The 17,469-nt window shown below is 60.5% G+C and carries 19 protein-coding genes; 9 read left to right on the top strand and 10 right to left on the bottom strand.

The window, feature by feature from the left end; genetic code table 11:
- Window positions 1-133 precede the first annotated feature (133 nt).
- From THS5294_RS15030 to THS5294_RS15020, 3 genes are all read left to right on the top strand, one after another.
- Window positions 134-979: a methylated-DNA--[protein]-cysteine S-methyltransferase gene (locus THS5294_RS15030; protein WP_058124389.1), complete on the top strand. Its 846-nt coding sequence runs from the start codon at window positions 134-136 to the stop codon at window positions 977-979.
- An 81-nt stretch (window positions 980-1,060) separates the two neighbouring features.
- Window positions 1,061-1,726, top strand: coding sequence for a YiaD family glycine zipper/OmpA-like lipoprotein (locus tag THS5294_RS15025; protein WP_058124388.1), 666 nt, complete (start codon window positions 1,061-1,063; stop codon window positions 1,724-1,726).
- Between the two features lie 62 nt (window positions 1,727-1,788).
- Window positions 1,789-2,556 carry a FadR/GntR family transcriptional regulator gene (locus THS5294_RS15020; protein ID WP_038005071.1) on the top strand — a complete coding sequence of 256 codons (768 nt, stop codon included), beginning with the start codon at window positions 1,789-1,791 and terminating at the stop codon, window positions 2,554-2,556.
- Between the two features lie 3 nt (window positions 2,557-2,559).
- On the opposite strand, the gene THS5294_RS15015 is transcribed toward THS5294_RS15020, so the two are convergent.
- Entirely contained in the window at window positions 2,560-3,789 is a 1,230-nt protein-coding gene (locus tag THS5294_RS15015; protein WP_058124387.1) for a mandelate racemase/muconate lactonizing enzyme family protein, read from the bottom strand.
- Entirely contained in the window at window positions 3,786-4,865 is a 1,080-nt protein-coding gene (locus THS5294_RS15010; RefSeq protein WP_058124386.1) for a zinc-binding dehydrogenase, read from the bottom strand. The genes THS5294_RS15015 and THS5294_RS15010 overlap by 4 nt, the downstream gene beginning before the upstream one ends.
- A 204-nt stretch (window positions 4,866-5,069) precedes the next feature.
- Between THS5294_RS15010 and THS5294_RS15005 the strand changes: the two genes are divergently transcribed.
- Window positions 5,070-6,305 carry a TCR/Tet family MFS transporter gene (locus tag THS5294_RS15005; protein WP_058124385.1) on the top strand — a complete coding sequence of 412 codons (1,236 nt, stop codon included), beginning with the start codon at window positions 5,070-5,072 and terminating at the stop codon, window positions 6,303-6,305.
- Here THS5294_RS15005 and THS5294_RS15000 read toward each other — a convergent pair.
- From THS5294_RS15000 to THS5294_RS14990, 3 genes are read right to left on the bottom strand one after another with little or no spacing between them, the layout of a single operon-like run.
- Window positions 6,302-7,270, bottom strand: a complete 969-nt coding sequence (locus tag THS5294_RS15000) for a threonine ammonia-lyase (RefSeq protein WP_058124384.1) — start codon at window positions 7,268-7,270, stop codon at window positions 6,302-6,304. The genes THS5294_RS15005 and THS5294_RS15000 overlap by 4 nt on opposite strands.
- The gene (locus THS5294_RS14995) at window positions 7,267-8,088 is read right to left on the bottom strand and encodes an alpha/beta fold hydrolase (RefSeq protein WP_038004172.1); all 822 of its coding nucleotides are present in this window, start codon (window positions 8,086-8,088) and stop codon (window positions 7,267-7,269) included. The genes THS5294_RS15000 and THS5294_RS14995 overlap by 4 nt, the downstream gene beginning before the upstream one ends.
- A 4-nt stretch (window positions 8,089-8,092) precedes the next feature.
- Window positions 8,093-8,782, bottom strand: a complete 690-nt coding sequence (locus THS5294_RS14990) for a haloacid dehalogenase type II (protein ID WP_058124383.1) — start codon at window positions 8,780-8,782, stop codon at window positions 8,093-8,095.
- Between the two features lie 95 nt (window positions 8,783-8,877).
- Between THS5294_RS14990 and THS5294_RS14985 the strand changes: the two genes are divergently transcribed.
- Window positions 8,878-9,252: a VOC family protein gene (locus THS5294_RS14985; RefSeq protein ID WP_052068199.1), complete on the top strand. Its 375-nt coding sequence runs from the start codon at window positions 8,878-8,880 to the stop codon at window positions 9,250-9,252.
- Here THS5294_RS14985 and irrA read toward each other — a convergent pair.
- Window positions 9,249-9,671, bottom strand: a complete 423-nt coding sequence (gene irrA, locus THS5294_RS14980; RefSeq protein ID WP_038005066.1) for an iron response transcriptional regulator IrrA — start codon at window positions 9,669-9,671, stop codon at window positions 9,249-9,251. The genes THS5294_RS14985 and irrA overlap by 4 nt on opposite strands.
- A 170-nt stretch (window positions 9,672-9,841) precedes the next feature.
- Here irrA and fabA point away from each other — a divergent pair, with 170 nt between their 5' ends.
- The 4 genes from fabA (at window position 9,842) to THS5294_RS14960 (ending at window position 13,356) form a co-directional block, all read left to right on the top strand.
- Window positions 9,842-10,351, top strand: coding sequence for a bifunctional 3-hydroxydecanoyl-ACP dehydratase/trans-2-decenoyl-ACP isomerase (gene fabA / locus THS5294_RS14975; RefSeq protein WP_038004170.1), 510 nt, complete (start codon window positions 9,842-9,844; stop codon window positions 10,349-10,351).
- A gap of 161 nt (window positions 10,352-10,512) precedes the next feature.
- Window positions 10,513-11,742 (top strand): beta-ketoacyl-ACP synthase I, encoded by a 1,230-nt coding sequence (gene fabB, locus THS5294_RS14970; RefSeq protein WP_038004168.1) that lies wholly within the window; start codon window positions 10,513-10,515, stop codon window positions 11,740-11,742.
- Window positions 11,743-11,881: 139 nt separating this feature from the next.
- The gene (locus THS5294_RS14965; protein ID WP_038004167.1) at window positions 11,882-12,667 is read left to right on the top strand and encodes an enoyl-ACP reductase FabI; all 786 of its coding nucleotides are present in this window, start codon (window positions 11,882-11,884) and stop codon (window positions 12,665-12,667) included.
- Between the two features lie 248 nt (window positions 12,668-12,915).
- Window positions 12,916-13,356 carry a hypothetical protein gene (locus THS5294_RS14960; RefSeq protein ID WP_058124382.1) on the top strand — a complete coding sequence of 147 codons (441 nt, stop codon included), beginning with the start codon at window positions 12,916-12,918 and terminating at the stop codon, window positions 13,354-13,356.
- On the opposite strand, the gene THS5294_RS14955 is transcribed toward THS5294_RS14960, so the two are convergent.
- From THS5294_RS14955 to THS5294_RS14940, 4 genes are read right to left on the bottom strand one after another with little or no spacing between them, the layout of a single operon-like run.
- On the bottom strand, window positions 13,351-15,471 hold the full coding sequence (locus tag THS5294_RS14955; RefSeq protein ID WP_058124381.1) for a molybdenum cofactor synthesis domain-containing protein: 2,121 nt from the start codon (window positions 15,469-15,471) through the stop codon (window positions 13,351-13,353). The two genes, THS5294_RS14960 and THS5294_RS14955, sit on opposite strands and share 6 nt — an antisense overlap.
- A complete protein-coding gene (gene mobB, locus THS5294_RS14950) occupies window positions 15,468-15,962 on the bottom strand; it encodes a molybdopterin-guanine dinucleotide biosynthesis protein B (protein WP_058124380.1) in 495 nt (164 codons plus the stop codon). Before mobB ends, THS5294_RS14955 begins: the two co-directional genes overlap by 4 nt.
- Window positions 15,959-16,561 carry a molybdenum cofactor guanylyltransferase MobA gene (mobA, locus tag THS5294_RS14945; protein WP_058124379.1) on the bottom strand — a complete coding sequence of 201 codons (603 nt, stop codon included), beginning with the start codon at window positions 16,559-16,561 and terminating at the stop codon, window positions 15,959-15,961. Before mobA ends, mobB begins: the two co-directional genes overlap by 4 nt.
- The gene (locus THS5294_RS14940) at window positions 16,558-17,415 is read right to left on the bottom strand and encodes a formate dehydrogenase accessory sulfurtransferase FdhD (protein ID WP_058124378.1); all 858 of its coding nucleotides are present in this window, start codon (window positions 17,413-17,415) and stop codon (window positions 16,558-16,560) included. Before THS5294_RS14940 ends, mobA begins: the two co-directional genes overlap by 4 nt.
- Between the last annotated feature and the right edge of the window lie 54 nt (window positions 17,416-17,469).

Raw genomic sequence — 17,469 nt, 5'->3', positions numbered from 1 at the left:
GATGTCTATGCCCCACCCGGCCCAGCCTGCCAAGCCCGCGGCAAATCATTCGCGACAAAAGGTGCGGTAATGCGCAAGGTTCGGGTCGCGGTGGCGGGCCAAGCACCCTAAAGTTTCCCGCAAGGAGACCGCCATGACCGACACCCCCGAGGAAACTTACCACTACGGCGTTGTGCGCCGTGCGCTAGACATCATCGACGCACAGGGTGCGGGCATCCGGCTTGAAGACCTATCCAGGGAATTGGGGATGAGCCCCGCGCACCTGCAACGGGTGTTTTCGCAATGGGCGGGGCTCAGCCCAAAGCGGTATGGGCAATACCTTGCGCTAGACCACGCCAAAACGCTTTTGCGGGCGCGCCACACCACACTGGAAACGGCGGCAACCATCGGGCTGTCGGGCAGCGGGCGATTGCACGACCTTTTTGTCCGGTGGGAGGCGATGGCTCCCGGTGATTACGCCGCTGGGGGCGCGGGGCTCACCATCTTTTGGGGCTGGTTCGAAAGCCCCTTTGGCCCGACCCTTGTAATGGGGACAGACCGTGGCATTTGCGGCATGGGCTTCGGGGCCGAAACCGGAGCCGAGCCGACCTTTGCCGACCTAAAATCCCGCTGGCCCAAGGCGACATTCGTCGAAGACCCCATGCGGCTGGGCCCTTGGGTCGATGCGGCCTTTGGCAAGGTCGAGGGCGGGACAGCGCCCTTGTACCTGATCGGCGCGCCGTTTCAGATCAAAGTGTGGGAAGCCCTGCTAAAAATTCCCTCGGGCCACGTCACAACCTATTCCGAAATCGCGCAGGCTATCGACAACCCCAAGGCCGTGCGCGCGGTGGGGACCGCAGTCGGCCGGAACCCTATTTCATGGCTGATCCCTTGCCATCGCGCCCTGCGCAAATCGGGCGGTTTGGGCGGCTACCACTGGGGCCTGCCCGTCAAACGCGCGATGCTTGCGTTTGAAACGGCCAAATTGGAATCAGCATGATCACTTCCTCGCGCATTCGCGGAAATTAACTGGCAAAGATCGTGGCACCTCGGCAAACTGATGAAAAATCACAGGTGATCTATGCGCAGTTTTTCCAAGTTTCTTGTTCTTATTTCCGTCAGTGCGATTGCTTTGGCGGGATGTACCTCTGGCCCGATCTCAAATGAGCCGGTTCGCAACGGTGAACGCACCAAAAGCGGCGCGGCCATTGGGGCCATCCTTGGGGCGGCAGCAGCGGGCCTCACAAATGATGATGATCGGCTCAAAAGTGCGGTCATCGGTGGGGCCATTGGCGCAGGTGTTGGCGCAGCCATTGGCCAAACGTTGGACCGTCAGGCCCGCGATCTAGAGGCGCAATTGGACAACCCCGACGTCCGCATCGAAAACACCGGGTCCGAGCTGATCGTGACCCTACCGCAAGACATCCTATTTGCCACTGACAGCGCGATTGTGGCCCCGGGCCTTGTCGGCGATTTGCAGGCGCTGGCGGATAACTTGCAACAGTACCCAAACAGTGTGGTCGAGGTGCAGGGCCACACCGATAGCACGGGTACCTCGCAGTACAACCTCGCGCTCAGCGCGCGGCGGGCCACGGCGGTGGCCAGCGTGCTGTACGAAAGCGGCGTCGACCCATCGCGCGTCATCCCCCAAGGCTTTGGAGAGGAAGACCCCATTGCCACCAACCTAACGGAGGACGGCAAGGCGCTTAACCGCCGGGTGGAGATCGTTATTCAGCCAACCGCCTAGCCCCCAATGGTTGCAAAGGCTCCCGCGCGGTCATATTCTTTCGCCAATTCAGGAGTATGCCCGTGCCTTTTGCCAAAATCGAATCCGAGCGTTTGTCGACAGCCGTGGTGCGCCAAATTGAGGATTTGATCCTGCGCGGCATCCTGCGCCCGGGAGACCGACTACCGTCAGAACGTGAGTTATCTGAACGGCTTGGCGTATCGCGTCCTTCGCTGCGCGAAGCCGTGGGCGAATTGCAGGAGCGCGGATTGCTATCGGCCAAAGCGGGTGCAGGCATCTATGTGGCCGATGTCTTGGGTTCAGCGTTTTCACCTGCACTGGTCAAGTTATTTGCCAGCCACGACGCCGCCGTTTTTGACTACATCGCGTTTCGCCGCGACATGGAGGGGCTGGCAGCCGCCCGCGCCGCCCGCCTTGGCTCGGATACGGATTTGGCCGTGGTTGATACCGTTTTCAAAAAGATGGAAGCCGCCCACACCAAGCGAAACCCGACTGATGAAGCCACCCTTGATGCGGAATTTCACCTCGCGATCATTGAGGCGAGCCACAACGTCATCATGCTGCATATGATGCGTTCGATGATGGATCTTTTGCGCGAAGGCGTGTTTTACAACCGCACCGTGATGTTCAAGCAGCGCGCCACGCGTGAACTGTTGCTGGACCAACACCGCGCGATCAACGACGGGCTTCAAGCCCGCAATCCAGACGCAGCCCAAGCCGCCGTCGAAGCGCATCTGACCTTCGTTCTGACCTGCCTTAAGGACCAGACCGAGGCCGACAAGCACGAGCTGATCGCCCGCAAGCGGCTTGAGCACGAGCAAGCGCGCTAGGATTTACTCCTTAACCGGCGCGCCACCCGCAAAGCTGTTGCCATTAACGTAGTCGCAAGGCGCATCCTGCATGTTCAGGTGCAGGCCCGTGCCCGTCCACGGATGCGCCCGCGCAAGATCTTCATCAAAGTCGATGCCCAGACCGGGGGCTTGGGGCGCAGGCACAAACCCACCCTCAACCTTTACAGTGTTCTTGATCAGCGCGTTATGGAACGGAGTATCAATGCTTTCGACCATCAGAAGGTTCGGGATCGAGACGCCCAGATGCACATTCGCGGCCCATTCCACAGGCCCTGCATACAAATGCGGTGCCATCTGCGCGGTAAAGACTTCGGCGATGGCCGCTAGCTTCTTGGCTTCAAGAATACCGCCCAAACGCCCCAAAGCGGGTTGCAGGATCTCAACGGCACCCGCACGCAAGAGCGTCGCAAACTCGGCCTTGGTGCACAGCCGCTCACCGGTCGCCACCGGAATGCGCACCGATTGTGCAACGCGGGCCATATCCAGCGGCGCATCCGGCGGGATGGGTTCTTCGAACCATAGCGGGCTATAGGGTTCAATCGCTTGGCCCAGACGGATCGCACCCGCAACACTGAACTGCCCGTGCGTCCCGAACAAAAGATCAGCGCGGTCGCCCACGGCCTCACGGATGGCTTTGCAGAACGCCACCGACGTCGAGATATCGGACATCGCCGGCATGTGGCCGCCGCGCATTGTATAGGGGCCCGCGGGGTCGAACTTAACGGCCGTATAGCCCTGCTCAACCATTGCGATTGCCGCCTCACCCGCCATTTCGGGCGAGGTCCAGAATTCTGGCAAAGCCTGCCCCGGCTGCGGATACAGATAGGTATAGGCGCGCAAACGATCGTTCATCTGCCCACCGAGCAGTGCCCAAACAGGCCGATCCCGCGCCTTGCCCAGAATGTCCCAGCAGGCGATTTCGAGCCCGGCAAACGCACCAATGACCGTCGGATCGGGCCGCTGCGTAAAGCCGCTGGAATAGACACGGCGGAACATTTTTTCGAGGTTCTCTGGATTTTCGCCCTGCATATGCCGCGCGAACACGTCCTCGATCACGGCACGCATGACCTCTGGCCCAACCGTAGAGGCGTAGCATTCCCCATACCCCACGATCCCACAGGCCGTCGTTAGTTTAGGGAAAATCCAGTATTGGCCACCCCAACCCGGTGCGGGGGGGGCCACGACGAAAATCTCAAGATCAGCGAGTTTCATTTGAACACAATCACGTTGCGGCGGGCCGCTCCGGCCTTTGTGTCGGCAATCGCAGCATTGATGTCTTCCAACGGATAGCGCCTGGAAACCAACTCATCCAGCTTCAACCGCCCTTGGTTGTACATTTCAACCAGCCAAGGAATGTCGCGTGCGAGCACGACGTCTCCCATTTTTGTACCAACCAAGGACTGCCCATAGGCCGCGATATTGCCTGGCTCAATCGTCATATGTTCGCCCTCATGGGGCATGCCCACCATGTAAACACCACCGCTCCGCGCGAGGTATTTGGGCGCCGCATCATAGGCGGGGATCGCGCCGACGGTCACAAAGACCGCATCCGCCATCCGCCCGCCCGTCAACTCAGCCAAACGGTCCCATGGGGCGGGGTCTGTCGCCAAAATGCCGTCTGTTGCGCCAAATTCGCGGGCATCCGCGAGCTTTTCCTCCGTCATGTCTACGGCCACGATCCGCGAGGCACCGCTGATCCGCGCGCCTTGGATCGCGTTCAACCCCACGCCGCCGGCGCCGATCACAACAACCACTTGGCCCGGCCGTACTTGGGCAGTGTTCACCACCGCGCCCAAGCCCGTCACGACGCCACAGGACAACAGGCTGGCCGCATCCATAGGCATATCATCCGGGATCGCGGCAAGCTGCGATGAATCTACAACGACCTTTTCCGCAAAGGCACCGCAGTTCATCGCCGCGTGCAAAGGCGCGCCTTCGAGGCTGAGCGGCTCGGACGCATCCGGGTCGGCACATTGCACCGGCACACCTGACGCACAGGATGCGCAGGTCCCACAGGACCGGATCAGCGTGACCAAGACTGCCTGCCCCACTTCGTAGCCGCGCACATCGGCGCCCACGGCTGTAATGCGGCCCGCAGCTTCATGCCCAAACACCGCTGGCAGCGTTCCGCCCCAACCACCATCCATGAAGGAGATGTCTGAAAAACAGATCGCACAGGCCTCAAGCGTGACCTCAACCTCACCGGCTTCTGGGGTGCGTAGATCTACCTCTTGGATCTGAAGGGACGTACCGAATTCATGGCACACAGCGGCTTTGATTTTTGCCATCACAAGGCTCCTGTTCTTTTCTCGCACGTTGGCACGTCCCTATCCGCTCGATTGTCCTTTAGCGACGCCTGAGTGTCGGATTAGCCAACTTTTTCCGCCATACCCGGCACTTGCGTGAAACCGCTGTAGAGGTGTAAGGCTGCATTGACACATCAGCCGAAACACGCGGAACGCACATGCCCGCGACAGGGGCAATATTCGATCATGACCAAACCCGCCGCATCCGCGAAGGCCCCTGTATACTTCATCCTAGTGACCGTTGTTTTAGACGCCATGGGGATCGGCCTGATCCTACCGGTCATGCCCGATTTGCTGATGGAGGTTGGCGCATCAGATGTCGCCAAGGCCGCCCTTTGGGGAGGCGTTTTGTCGGCCGTTTATGCCGTGATGCAATTCCTGTTTTCGCCTACAATTGGGTCGCTCTCGGACAGGTTTGGACGGCGCCCGGTGTTGCTCATTTCAACGGCAGTGCTGTGTTTGGACTATGTCATCATGGCACTGGCGGGCACGTTGGGCTGGCTGCTCATTGGGCGGATCATTGGCGGGATCGCCGCCGCCACCCACGCAACTGCGATTGCCTACATGGCCGACATCTCAGCCCCTGAAAAGAAAAGCGCGAACTTTGGTCTGATCTCGGCCTGTTTCGGGATAGGATTTATCCTTGGCCCCGTTCTTGGCGGGCTGTTAGCAGAATTAGGACCCCGCGCGCCGTTCGTCGCCGCCGCAATCCTCGCGGGTGCGAACTTTCTCTATGGGCTGTTGATCCTGCCCGAAACCGTCACGGATCGTACCCGCCGCCCGTTTCAGATCAAACGTGCAAACCCGTTTGGCGCGCTGAAATATGTCACCGCTATCCCCGGTGTGGGGATCTTGCTTGCATGCTATTTTTTCTACCAGATCGCGAACATGGTCTACCCAGCGGTCTGGGCTTATTACACCAGCGCCGCGTTTGATTGGGGGCCGCGCATGGTGGGCATTTCGCTGGCCTGCTACGGCATATCAATGGCGCTGGTCCAAGGCGGGTTGATCCGCGTGATCATCGCCCGTCTAGGGGAAATGCGCACAGTCTATGTGTTCCTTTGGTACAACGCTGTGATGCTGTCGGTCATCACGTTCATCGGCAGCGGCTGGCTCCTGCTTGCGCTGACGCCGCTGTCAGCCCTTGGCGCGGTTGTGGCACCTGCCCTGCAATCGGTGATGTCGCAACGGGCCGCTGATAACCAACAGGGTGAATTGCAGGGGGTTATGTCTTCAATCAATGCGATCGGAATGATCGTGGCCCCATTGGTCTTTACCCAAGTGTTTTGGCGGTTCACCGCCCCCACAACGCCAGTCTTTTTACCCGGTGCGCCGTTCATGGCCGCCGCGGTTTTGATGGCGGTTGCGGGAGCAATTTATGCGATGGGCCTACGGGTCAGCGGCCCGGCAGGCGCACGCTAGCCAAACCGCTCTAGCGCGTTCACAAACACGTCTCGGTCCACGTTACCACCGGAGGCAACGGCCACGATATCAGACGTGCCTTCGCTGTGGAACAAAGCGGCCGCAAGCGCGATTGCCCCGCCGGGTTCCAGCACCACCTTGAGCCGATCCCACGCCAACGCCATTGCCCGCAGGCAATCATCCTCGGGCACAACGATGCCGGGGCCGCACAAGCGTTGCAGAATTGGAAATGTAATATCACCAGGTTGCGGAGTGATGATCGCGTCACACAAAGAGCCAGAGCTGCGCGCATTGCGCTGGATCGTGCCCGTCGCAAGGCTGCGGGTGACGTCATCGAAAAACTCAGGCTCCACGGGACGAACGGTTACACCGGGCATCTCCGCCTCAAGCGCCAGCGCGATGCCAGAGGTCAGCCCACCGCCACCGCAACACACCAACACCTCTTGCGGGGTGACACCCAGCTCAGCCGCTTGAGCCGCGATCTCTAGCCCGCAGGTGCCTTGGCCAGCGATCACCAACGGCTCATCAAACGGTTTCACGAGGGTCATGCCACGCTCAACCGTGAGGCGCGCGCCAATGGCATCCCGGTCCTCAGTGTCCCGATCATAAAGCACCACCTCAGCGCCCAGCGCACGGGTGTTTTCAATTTTCACACGAGGAGCGTCGGCAGGCATAATGATGACGCAAGGCACCCCATGACTGCGCGCCGCCATAGCGACACCCTGCGCGTGGTTTCCCGATGAAAAGGCCAAAATCCCCTTGGAACGCTCGGCTTCCGACAGGGCCGAAACCGCCGACCATGCGCCGCGGAACTTGAAGCTACCAGTGTGCTGCAAGGCCTCGACCTTTACGAACACACGCCGGCCAGCGATCTCATCCAAGAAGGCCGAGTTCAACAAAGGCGTGACGCGGGCATGGCCCTTCAGCCGCTCCGCTGCGGCGCGGATCATGGTCAAATCGCTCATAGCAGCATCATCCATTCGTTCAGGGCATCCAGCGCCTCAGCTTCATCCAAAAAGGGCACATGGCCGCGCTTGGGCACTTCGGCATAGATCATGTCGGGGTTACGCGCCTGCATTTCGGCGGCCGTTTCGGCCGTGAGCAAGTTCGAATTAGCCCCACGGATCAGGCAGCAGGGCAAAGGCGTCAGCGCGTCAAACAGCGGCCAAAGGTCGGGAATGGGTTGCGCGCCTGCCTCAAGGATCGCATCGCGCAGACTTGGGTCGTAGTTCAGGCCAAGCCCCTCCTCGGTCTCGACATAGTGCTTCTCGACCTCCTCGCGCCAACGCTCCTCGGGGACATCGTCGAACCCGGGCAGAAGGCTGGCGCGGACCTTAACTGCGTCCTCATACGTTTTGGCTGTGGGCGGAATGCCGAGGTAATCGCGAATGTCCTCCATCCCGCTTTCGGCGATTTCAGGGCCGATGTCGTTCAGGCAAACACCCAACAATTTGTCCGGCACGGTCGCGGCCAACGCCATGGCAATTAAACCGCCCCGCGAGGTGCCCAAAATCGCCACCTCATCCAAGGCCAGTTCATCCAAAAGCTCCAGCACATCGCGCGCCTCAACCGGGATAGAATACGTGCTCCAATCCTTGGCCCAGCCGCTTTTGCCCCGCCCGCGATAGTCCAGACGGATCAAGCGTGCCCCATCCAGATAGGGGGCAACGTAGTCAAAATCGGTGCCGTTGCGCGTCAGCCCAGCCAGACAAAGGATCGGCGTACCAGCCCCCTCATCTGTGTAGTGCAAGGTCAAGCCATCGGATGTTGTGAATTCGGGCATATGCTTAGAACGTCCTTGCAAGATCAGGGATGGGGGTCAGATCGTCCAACACATGGGCGGGCCGATGCGGCAGGCGGTCCACGGGTTCGGCGGCGCGGTTCACCCAAACGGTGTTGAACCCATAGCCGGTTGCCCCCGCCACGTCCCAGCCGTTGGACGACACAAACAAAACCTCGTTTGGGGCGCAATCGAATGCTGTGCCGACCATGTCGTACACCGCCTGCGCGGGCTTGAAGATGCCGACGCTTTCTACGCTCAGCACGTGGTCCAAGTGCCGCGCGATCCCGGCGGATTTGACCGCACCGGCCAGCATCTCGGGCGAGCCGTTGGACAGGATGCCCGTTTTGAAGCCCGCTGATGTCAACGTATCCAACATGCCGGGCACCTCTGGATAGGCGGACAGCTCCCAGTAAAGCGCCATGAGGCGTTCGCGCAATGCCGCCTCACCCGCAAGACCCGCGCGTTCTAGCGCCCAGTCCAAACCGTTGCCGGTGACTTCCCAGAAATCTGTGTGCTCACCGGTGATGGCCCGCAACCACGTGTATTGCAGCTGCTTCAGCCGCCAGTCGTTCGCGATGGTTGGCCACGTCTCCGCAATCATGGCGAATTCGGGTTCCGCTGCGGCCTCGCGTGCGGCGGATGCCACGTCGAACAGAGTTCCGTAGGCATCAAAGATACAAGTTGTGATTGGCATATCGTGTGCTCCCTCAAGGTGCACACATTGCATCGCGCAAAGCCCACACTCAAGCCACGAGATGTGATACATTCCCATCACATTAGGAGATTGCCATGACATTTATTCCCGGAACGATCCTTTGGACCGAATTGATGACCTCGGACCCCCACGCCGCAGCCGCGTATTACAACCGAACCGCGGGCTGGACCGTTGAAGAGGTTGATATGGGCACGGGCCCCTACCACGTCGCACGGATCGGCGACACGATGGTGGCGGGCATCATGGGCATGCCCGAAGGGATGGAGGACGTTGAACCCTATTGGCTCAGCTATATCGGGGTGCAGGACGTAGACGCCACGGCCGCCGAGGCAGAAGCCGCCGGTGCGACAATCATCCAGCCACCCTTTGAGGTGCAGGGTGTCGGACGCATGACAATTCTAAAGGATCCGTTCGGCGCGCAAATCGCCTACATGACCCCAAGCGGCTAGTTCGCTTTGGGGCGCAACCGAATGACGACATCGACCTTCGCGATCTCCATCCCTTCGGGGGGAGATGGCAGGCGCGCGATCTGCAATTCATCCGCGCTGGCATCCGTGAGGGAATTGCTCCCCTCCCAGTAGAAATGCGGGTGATCTTCGGTGCGTGTGTCAAAGTAGGAGCCCGTGCCGTCAACAGTGATTTCCTGCACCAACCCCGCATCAGAGAAAGCCCGCAGCGTGTTATAGACTGTCGCGAGCGAAACTTTGTCACCCACACGGCCCGCCGCATCGTGCAGCCATTCGGCAGTGACATGACGATCCGCCCCGTCACCCACCAGAATACCAGCCAAAAGCACGCGCTGGCGCGTTGGTCGTAGCCCCGCGCCCGAAAGCCAGTCTGCTCCGCGTGTCAGCGCTTCAGGGGCCATTTTAATGTCCGTTTTCTCCATAACCTTAATATAGTGCGAGTTGCGACCAATTTTCAATGGGGCTGTGCCGGGCGCACTGACGCACACAACGGGGAGTAGCACGCGCCCTTGCGGACCCCAAACCTTGAATGCTAAGCCCGGTTAATCGCGACACATTCGAAGGATTGACCATGGCCGATTTCCCCAGTTCTTTCGACAAGGAAGCCCTCCTGCAATGCTCACGCGGAGAGCTGTTTGGCCCTGGCAATGCCCAGTTGCCCGCTCCGCCCATGCTGATGATGGACCGGATCACCGAGATTTCGGGTGACGGCGGACCGCACGGCAAGGGCCACGTGATTGCAGAATTCGACATCACACCAGACCTTTGGTTCTTTGACTGTCACTTTCCCGGCAATCCAATCATGCCCGGCTGTTTGGGTCTGGATGGGCTGTGGCAGCTGACCGGTTTCAACCTTGGCTGGCGCGGCTGGCAGGGACGCGGCTATGCGCTTGGCGTAGGTGAGGTCAAACTGACGGGCATGGTGCGCCCTGACCGCAAGATGCTGAAATACCACGTGCATTTCACCAAAGCGATCCAAACGCGCCGCCTGACCATGGGCGTAGCTGACGGCATCGTCGAGGCCGATGGCGAAGTGATCTATCAGGTCAAAGACATGAAAGTCGCGCTGAGCGAGACTTAACGCGCCTGCGGCATCACCGACAATTCGCATCCTTTCAGTCACCCGCAAGCCTGCGGGTGACTTGTTTCTGCGTACCGCACACCAACCTTTAGATCACCCGGGCCTTGCTCCTCCACGACCCCTCGCCTAAACACAAATGCGACCGGATCGAGGAGAACCCCATGCGTAGAGTTGTTGTCACAGGTATTGGCATCGTGTCCCCCATTGGCAATACGCCCGATGAGGTTGAAGCGAGCCTGCGCGCAGGCAAGTCCGGTATCACATTCTCAGAATCCTATGCCGAGCATGGGTTCCGCAGCCAAGTTCACGGCGTGCCGGACATCGACTTGGCCGAAAACATCGACAAGCGGCAGCTGCGGTTCATGGGGCCGGGTGCAGCCTACAACTACATCGCGATGGAACGCGCGATTGCAGACAGCGGCTTGGCGGAAAACGAAGTCTCGAACGAGCGCACAGGCCTTGTGATGGGGTCCGGTGGGCCATCGACCTCAAACTTCTTTACCGCCTTTGACACCGTGATCAACAAAGGCAGCCCCAAGCGCATGGGCCCCTTCATGGTCACGCGCTGCATGTCGTCCACGAACTCGGCGTGTCTTGCGACGCCGTTCAAGATCAAGGGCGTGAACTATTCGATCACGTCCGCCTGCACCACATCGCTGCACTGCATGGGCAACGCGACCGAGCAAATCCAATTCGGCAAACAGGATATCGTATTTGCCGGCGGCGGTGAGGAAGTCGATTGGACCCTCTCGTGCCTGTTCGACGCAATGGGCGCCATGTCGTCCAAATACAACGACGCCCCCGAAACCGCATCCCGCCCCTACGACAGCACCCGCGATGGCTTTGTCATCGCCGGCGGCGCCGGTGTTGTGGTCCTAGAGGAACGCGAACGCGCGATTGCCCGTGGCGCCAAAATCTACGGCGAAGTTACCGGCTACGGCGCAACATCCGACGGCCATGACATGGTTGCCCCCTCCGGTGAGGGCGGGGAACGTGCGATGCGTTTGGCCCTGAGCACACTGCCTGAGGACCGCTCCATCGGGTACATCAACGCCCACGGCACCTCGACCCCTGTGGGCGACATCAAAGAAATCGTGGCCTGCCGCAACATCTGGGGCGAGGGCAACACGCCCCCGGTCGGCTCGACCAAATCCATGACAGGTCACAGCCTCGGCGCGACCGGCGTGCAGGAAGCGATCTATTCCATGATCATGATGAACAAGGGCTTCATCGCGCCCTCGATCAACGTCAACGATCTGGACGAAAACCTCGCCCCTGCCGAGATCAACACCGAGCTGAAGGAAAACGCTGAGATCGACTCGATCTTGTCGAACTCGTTTGGCTTTGGCGGCACCAACGGCACGGTCATCATCTCCAAGCACCGCGACTAAGCGCTCCGCTAACCACCGCGCGCCGTGCCCAGCTTGGGCGCGGCCTATCGGCGTGCCCACCCGCCAAATGCCGCCCAAAGCTTGACCGCCCCGCGCCCGTCCCCTACCGCTCACTCTAAATAGTGAAAAAGGAGACACCATGGGACTGATGGACGGCAAAAAAGGCCTGATCATGGGGGTCGCGAACGAGCGCTCCATCGCGTGGGGCATCGCCAAGGCCATGGCAGAGCAAGGCGCCGAGCTGGCGTTCACGTACCAAGGCGAAGGCTTTGGCAAACGGGTCGCACCGCTTGCCGCGTCATTGGGCTCAGACATCCTTGTGGATGCGGACGTCACCGATGATGCGTCACTCGACGCCGCCTTTGACACCCTCAAAGATCGCTGGGGCAGCCTCGACTTCCTCGTCCATGCCATCGCGTTCTCGGACAAGTCGGAACTGACGGGCCGCTTCGTCAACACCAGTCGGTCGAACTTCAAAAATTCGCTCGATATCTCCTGCTATTCGTTCATCGAAGTGTCCCGCCGGGCCGCTGAAATGATGCCCAATGGCGGCACATTGCTCACGCTGACCTTTGATGGCTCGCAACGCGTCACGCCGTTCTACAACGTGATGGGCGTGGCCAAGGCAGCGCTTGAGGCATCTGTTCGCTATCTTGCCGCTGATCTGGGCCCCGACGGGATCCGCGTGAACGCCCTATCGCCCGGCCCGATGAAAACCCTTGCGGGGGCGGCCATCGGTGGCGCGCGCAAAACCTATCGGCATACCGAACAAAACGCACCGCTCCGTTCCAACGCGACGCTTGAGGCTGTGGGCGGCACAGCCGTCTACCTCGCATCTGAGATGGGGGCCTGCACCACAGGTGAAGTCGTGCATATTGATGGCGGCTATCACGTTATGGGCATGCCGCACCCCGACAACCTGTAAGGGGCTGACACAGTCAACGGGCGTGTTTTTGAGGCGCCCGTTAACCTATTTTTAAGGTAAATGAGCAGCTAGAGGTCCGGCGCGCTCACTGGCAAATTAATGACATAATGGGTGCAGAAACTGCGCTTTGTTGCTCATTCAGGACCTAATGATCCCGATATAATTCGCAAAGACCGGCCAAAGTGCCCAAATTTTGCCAACCTCAGCCGCTATGCTGAAAGGACATTAACCTTAACGAGTGGCTTATTATGTTTTTTCGCGACTTCCTAAATGACGATGCCGGCGCGCTGACGCTGGACTGGGTGGTGCTTACTGCTGCCCTGGTCGGGACGGGTATCGCAGTGGTTTCAACCGTCAGTACCGGTGTCGATGGTCTGGCTGTAACCACCGAGGCGGACCTAAACGGATCGATCATCCGCAAGACCTTTGTGGGCAACCTTTGTAAAGGTGGCCTTGAAGCGGTGCAAATGAATGAAAACGCGCGGGTGACCGCAGCACGCGCCAGTGGCATTGATACCGATGCCATCAATGTGCGCAGCGCGCTCAACGCGCTGGAAACCGGCAAGGGCGATGCAGAAATCCTGCACCTTTATTCTGAGATGCAAGCCGTCACATTCGCGCCGTTAGACAGCGAAATCACCGAAAAACGCCTACTGGAGTGTGAAATCCAGCGGCGCGGTTTGCTATAGCCGCAAAAGCGCGTCGTAGGGCAGCACTCGCACCATGTCGCCGCGCTGGATTTCCAGCGCGTCCGACGGCAGGTCGATCAACGCATCCGCCCAAGACAGCCCCGACACCCGGCCCGATCCTTCGGATGAGTAGGCCTCAACCCCTTGGGGCGTGATTTTCGCGCGCAAAAATTCGCGGCGTCCTGCTTTTTTGCCCTTGGTGAATTGCGCGGGCAGCGACGTGGGCCGTGGTGTGCGCCAACCCGCGCCTGCAAGCACGGCCAGCGCAGGGCGGGCAAAGATGGCCGCCGTAACAAAGGCAGCAACCGGGTTGCCGGGCAGACCGAACAGCGGCACGCCCTGCCACAGACCCAGCGCAAGCGGACGCCCCGGCTTTACCGCAATGCGCCATAGAGTGTGCTGCCCCTCAGCAGTCAGGAGTGCGGACATATGGTCCTCATCCCCGCCCGAGGCGCCGCCAGACGTCAGGATCGCGTCGCACCGACTGGCCGCATCATTCAGCAGCGTGCGCAAGGCATCGCGATCATCAGGGGCACGGCCCAAATGGACAGCCTCCATCCCCCAACCCGCGATCAAACCACGCAGCATAGGGCCGTTCGCATCATAAATCTGCGCAGGTGCCACGGCCGCGCCGGGGGCAGCCAGCTCATCGCCCGTAGACAGCACACCCACACGCAGGCGCCGCCAAACCGGAACACTGCCGTGGCCAAGCGCCGATAGCGTCGCCAAATCCGGTGCGCGGACAACGTGACCCGCATCGAAAATCGGCGCGCCGGCTTTTTGGTCCTCACCCGCGCGGCGAATATTTGCGCCGGGCTTTGGCAGCGCGGAAAGGTGCAAGGCACCCGCATCCAGCGCGACGTCCTCTTGCATCACGATCGTATCCACACCCGCAGGCACGGGTGCACCTGTCAGAATGCGCACCGCATGCCCGGGGGGTACGATCCCCTCATAGGGCACACCAGCCGCCGCACGCCCATCCACCAGCGGCATCCGCAGCGCGCCCGAGGCATGGGCAAAGCCGTAGCCATCAACGGCCGCATTCGCAGTCGGTGGGTTGTCCCGCAGGGCGACAATATCTTGAGCCAGAACACGACCTAGGCTGCGCTCAAGCTCCACGACCTCCGCGGCTACAACTCGGCTTAACCCATCGCGCAGGTGGTCCAACGCCTCGTCCACGGGGGTCCAGTGCACGCCGGGCGGTAGAGCAAAGCAATCGTTCTTAAGGGGCGGCGCCACCGGCGCACGCGCTGCGTTTGCCCCAAAAATCCACCCCTCCTCGGCCGGGTCGCCCTCGCCATGGAACCACCCCTCAAGCGTACCATTTGCTTGGGCAGTCAGGATCGCCTCAACCACCCAACGGACCTGCGCGGCATCGAGGATGTCATAGCCAGCGCCCGGGTATTCCGAGGCCAACGCTCCGGGATCGCTTGGGGCCAGCATCGACGGATAGATCTCAGCCACAGTGATTGCGGCCTTGGGTGCCTGCCACCCGCTTTGCAGGGGCCAAACCGATAGGTCATCACCGTACCGCGCCCGGAGTGCTGCAAGCCGCGGCAGCCCAAGCAAGCTTTGAGAGCCGACCGAACCCGTTGTGAACAGCTTCCACGCGGGCTGCGCGCTGCGGATGTTGGCCTCAACACGACGACGTTCGGCCATGCCATGCCCGTGACGCGCCGTGCCTTTGGCCGGTAAGTCCGGGAGGTCAACCTGCGCAGGGCACCCCCAAAAGGGACCAACACCAGAACAGGCGCGGTTCATTTCCGCAGCGACCTCAAAACGGTTGTTGGCATTGTCAGGCGCATCAAACACGCGTTCCGCAAGCCAATCCCACACGGCAAGCGCGCCGCGCTGGCCCGTCAGCGTTTCGGCAAAACCATCGGGATAGCCAAAGGCGAAATCAAAGCCCAAAAACACCCGTTCCTTTGCTGCGAGGGCGGCATCCAGGAGGGTATAAATATGTGCCATCGCGTCCATTCGGGTGCGACAATAAACGGGGTGCGTGATTTCACCGGGCCGTCCGGCACAGATAAAGATACTGTCTTTGGTCGGAGCCTTTGGCCCCGGCTTGGCCCGTGCGGACCAATCAACCGCGATCACCAGATCATAGGTCAAAGGCCCAGATCCTGTGCAATGAACGCCGCAATGGCCGCCGTATCATCGAGGTCAAACACTGGCACGGACGCGCTAGGGTTGCTGTCGCTGGCCACGGCCCGAATGGTCGTGTTGGTCTCGGCCAACAGTGCGGACGTGCCCGCGGCGGCGCGGTGCGCCTCAACCTTGGGATGATCACTGGACTTGAACCCTTCAACCAGCACCAAATCAACGGGCGCCATCTGCGCCAAGAGATTACGCAATTCCGGCTCAGGCGCGTCGCTATGTTCAGTCAGCAGCGCGGAGCGACTGGCAGAGGCCAGCATCACCTGATCCGCCCCGGCCACACGGTGACGATGCGTGTCAGTACCCGCGACCTCAAGGTCGACCGCATGGTGCGTATGCTTAATCGTCGACACGCGCAGACCTTGGCCCGTGAAATGGGTGACCAATCGCTCCATCAACCCGGTCTTGCCGCAGTTTTTCCAGCCCGTAATGCCATAGTGCTTCATAGGGCGGCCTCAGCCGTCGCAAGGTCATCTGGCGTGTTGATGTTGAAAAACGGATCAAGCCCTGTGACCGGAAACTCGGCCATGCCAGCGCCGTGGCGGTCGGTCCAGTGCAGCACTTTGCGGAGCCCTCCCTCGAGAGCTGCACGCAGATCATGGCGCAACGCAGTGGGCCACAGCCCAAACGTCGGTTGGTGCCACAGCTTACCATCCTCATCCCGGGTCGCAGCAAGGGCCACACCCTCGGGACCTGCAGCAAGCAATAGACGCGGCACCAGATCAGCGGGGAAAAAGGGCGTATCAGCAGCAGCCGTCACGATATGCGGCGCGCCTGTTTCGGCAGCCCATTCCAGCCCAGCCAAAACACCCGCGAGGGGACCCACGAACCCATCCACGCTATCGGGCAGAACCGGCAAGCCCAGATCAGCAAACCGGGTCGCGTCGCCATTGGCATTCAGGGCAATGCGGTCAACCTGCGGCTCTAGCCGGTCAATAACACGAGCAAACAAACTGCGCCCACCGACGCCGAGGCGACCTTTGTCACCGCCGCCCATACGTGTGGCCAAACCACCCGCAAGGATCACCCCATGAGGTTGGATCATGACTGTGCTCCCTTGCGGCGATGCTTGCTGCTTTCGTCCGAAACCGCGCTGAGATCAGCATCGTATACCAACCGCTCCGCCCCGCTAAGGCACACAAACCGCTGCCCGCGTAGACGACCCACAACGGTCAGACCAATCTCTTGGGCGATTTCAACACCCCAAGCGGTAAAGCCCGACCGGGACACAAGCGCCGGGATGCCCATCAATGCGCATTTGATCACCATCTCGGACGTAAGGCGCCCGGTCGTATAGAGCGTCTTGTCACCCGCAGGCGTTCCTGTGGACCTCATCCAACCCGCGACTTTATCCACCGCATTGTGGCGGCCAACATCCTCCATATAGACCAAGGGTTGGTCACCTTGGCACAGAACCGTGCCATGGATCGCACCCGCATCTAGGTAGAGTGAGGGCATCTGATTGATCGCCTTTGACAGGGAATACAGGTCCGAGGTCCGCACCTGTGTGGCTGGCAGCTCCAGACCCTCTAACCCCTCCATCATGTCGCCAAAAACGGTGCCTACAGCGCAACCGCTTGTGCGGGTGGCGCGGGCCAGTTTGGCTTCGTGGTTCGTCTCAACCTCAGTGCGCACAACGACAACTTCGAGCTCTTCGTCGTAGTCAACACCCGTCACAACATCATCCGGGCCAACCATCCCTTGGTTCACCAAAAACCCAAGCCCCAAGTATTCGGGATAATCCCCAATCGTCATCGAGGTCACGATTTCACGGCTATTGAGGTAAATCGTCAGGGGGCGTTCTTCGACCACGCGCAGATCGACCTCAGCCCCGGTCTGATCACGCCCAACGACGGCCCGCGTGAGCCGCGGCAAAGAAGGATCGGGGGCAATAATCATGCGCTTGTTTCTCCGAAGGTGGGTGCGTACACCGGACGCAACTGCGCCGACTGA

Origin of the sequence: Thalassobacter stenotrophicus, from assembly GCF_001458315.1 — a bacterium.
GTDB lineage: Bacteria > Pseudomonadota > Alphaproteobacteria > Rhodobacterales > Rhodobacteraceae > Thalassobacter > Thalassobacter stenotrophicus.
Note: the sequence above shows the minus strand (reverse complement) of the source record. Positions and strands in the feature narration are given on the sequence as shown.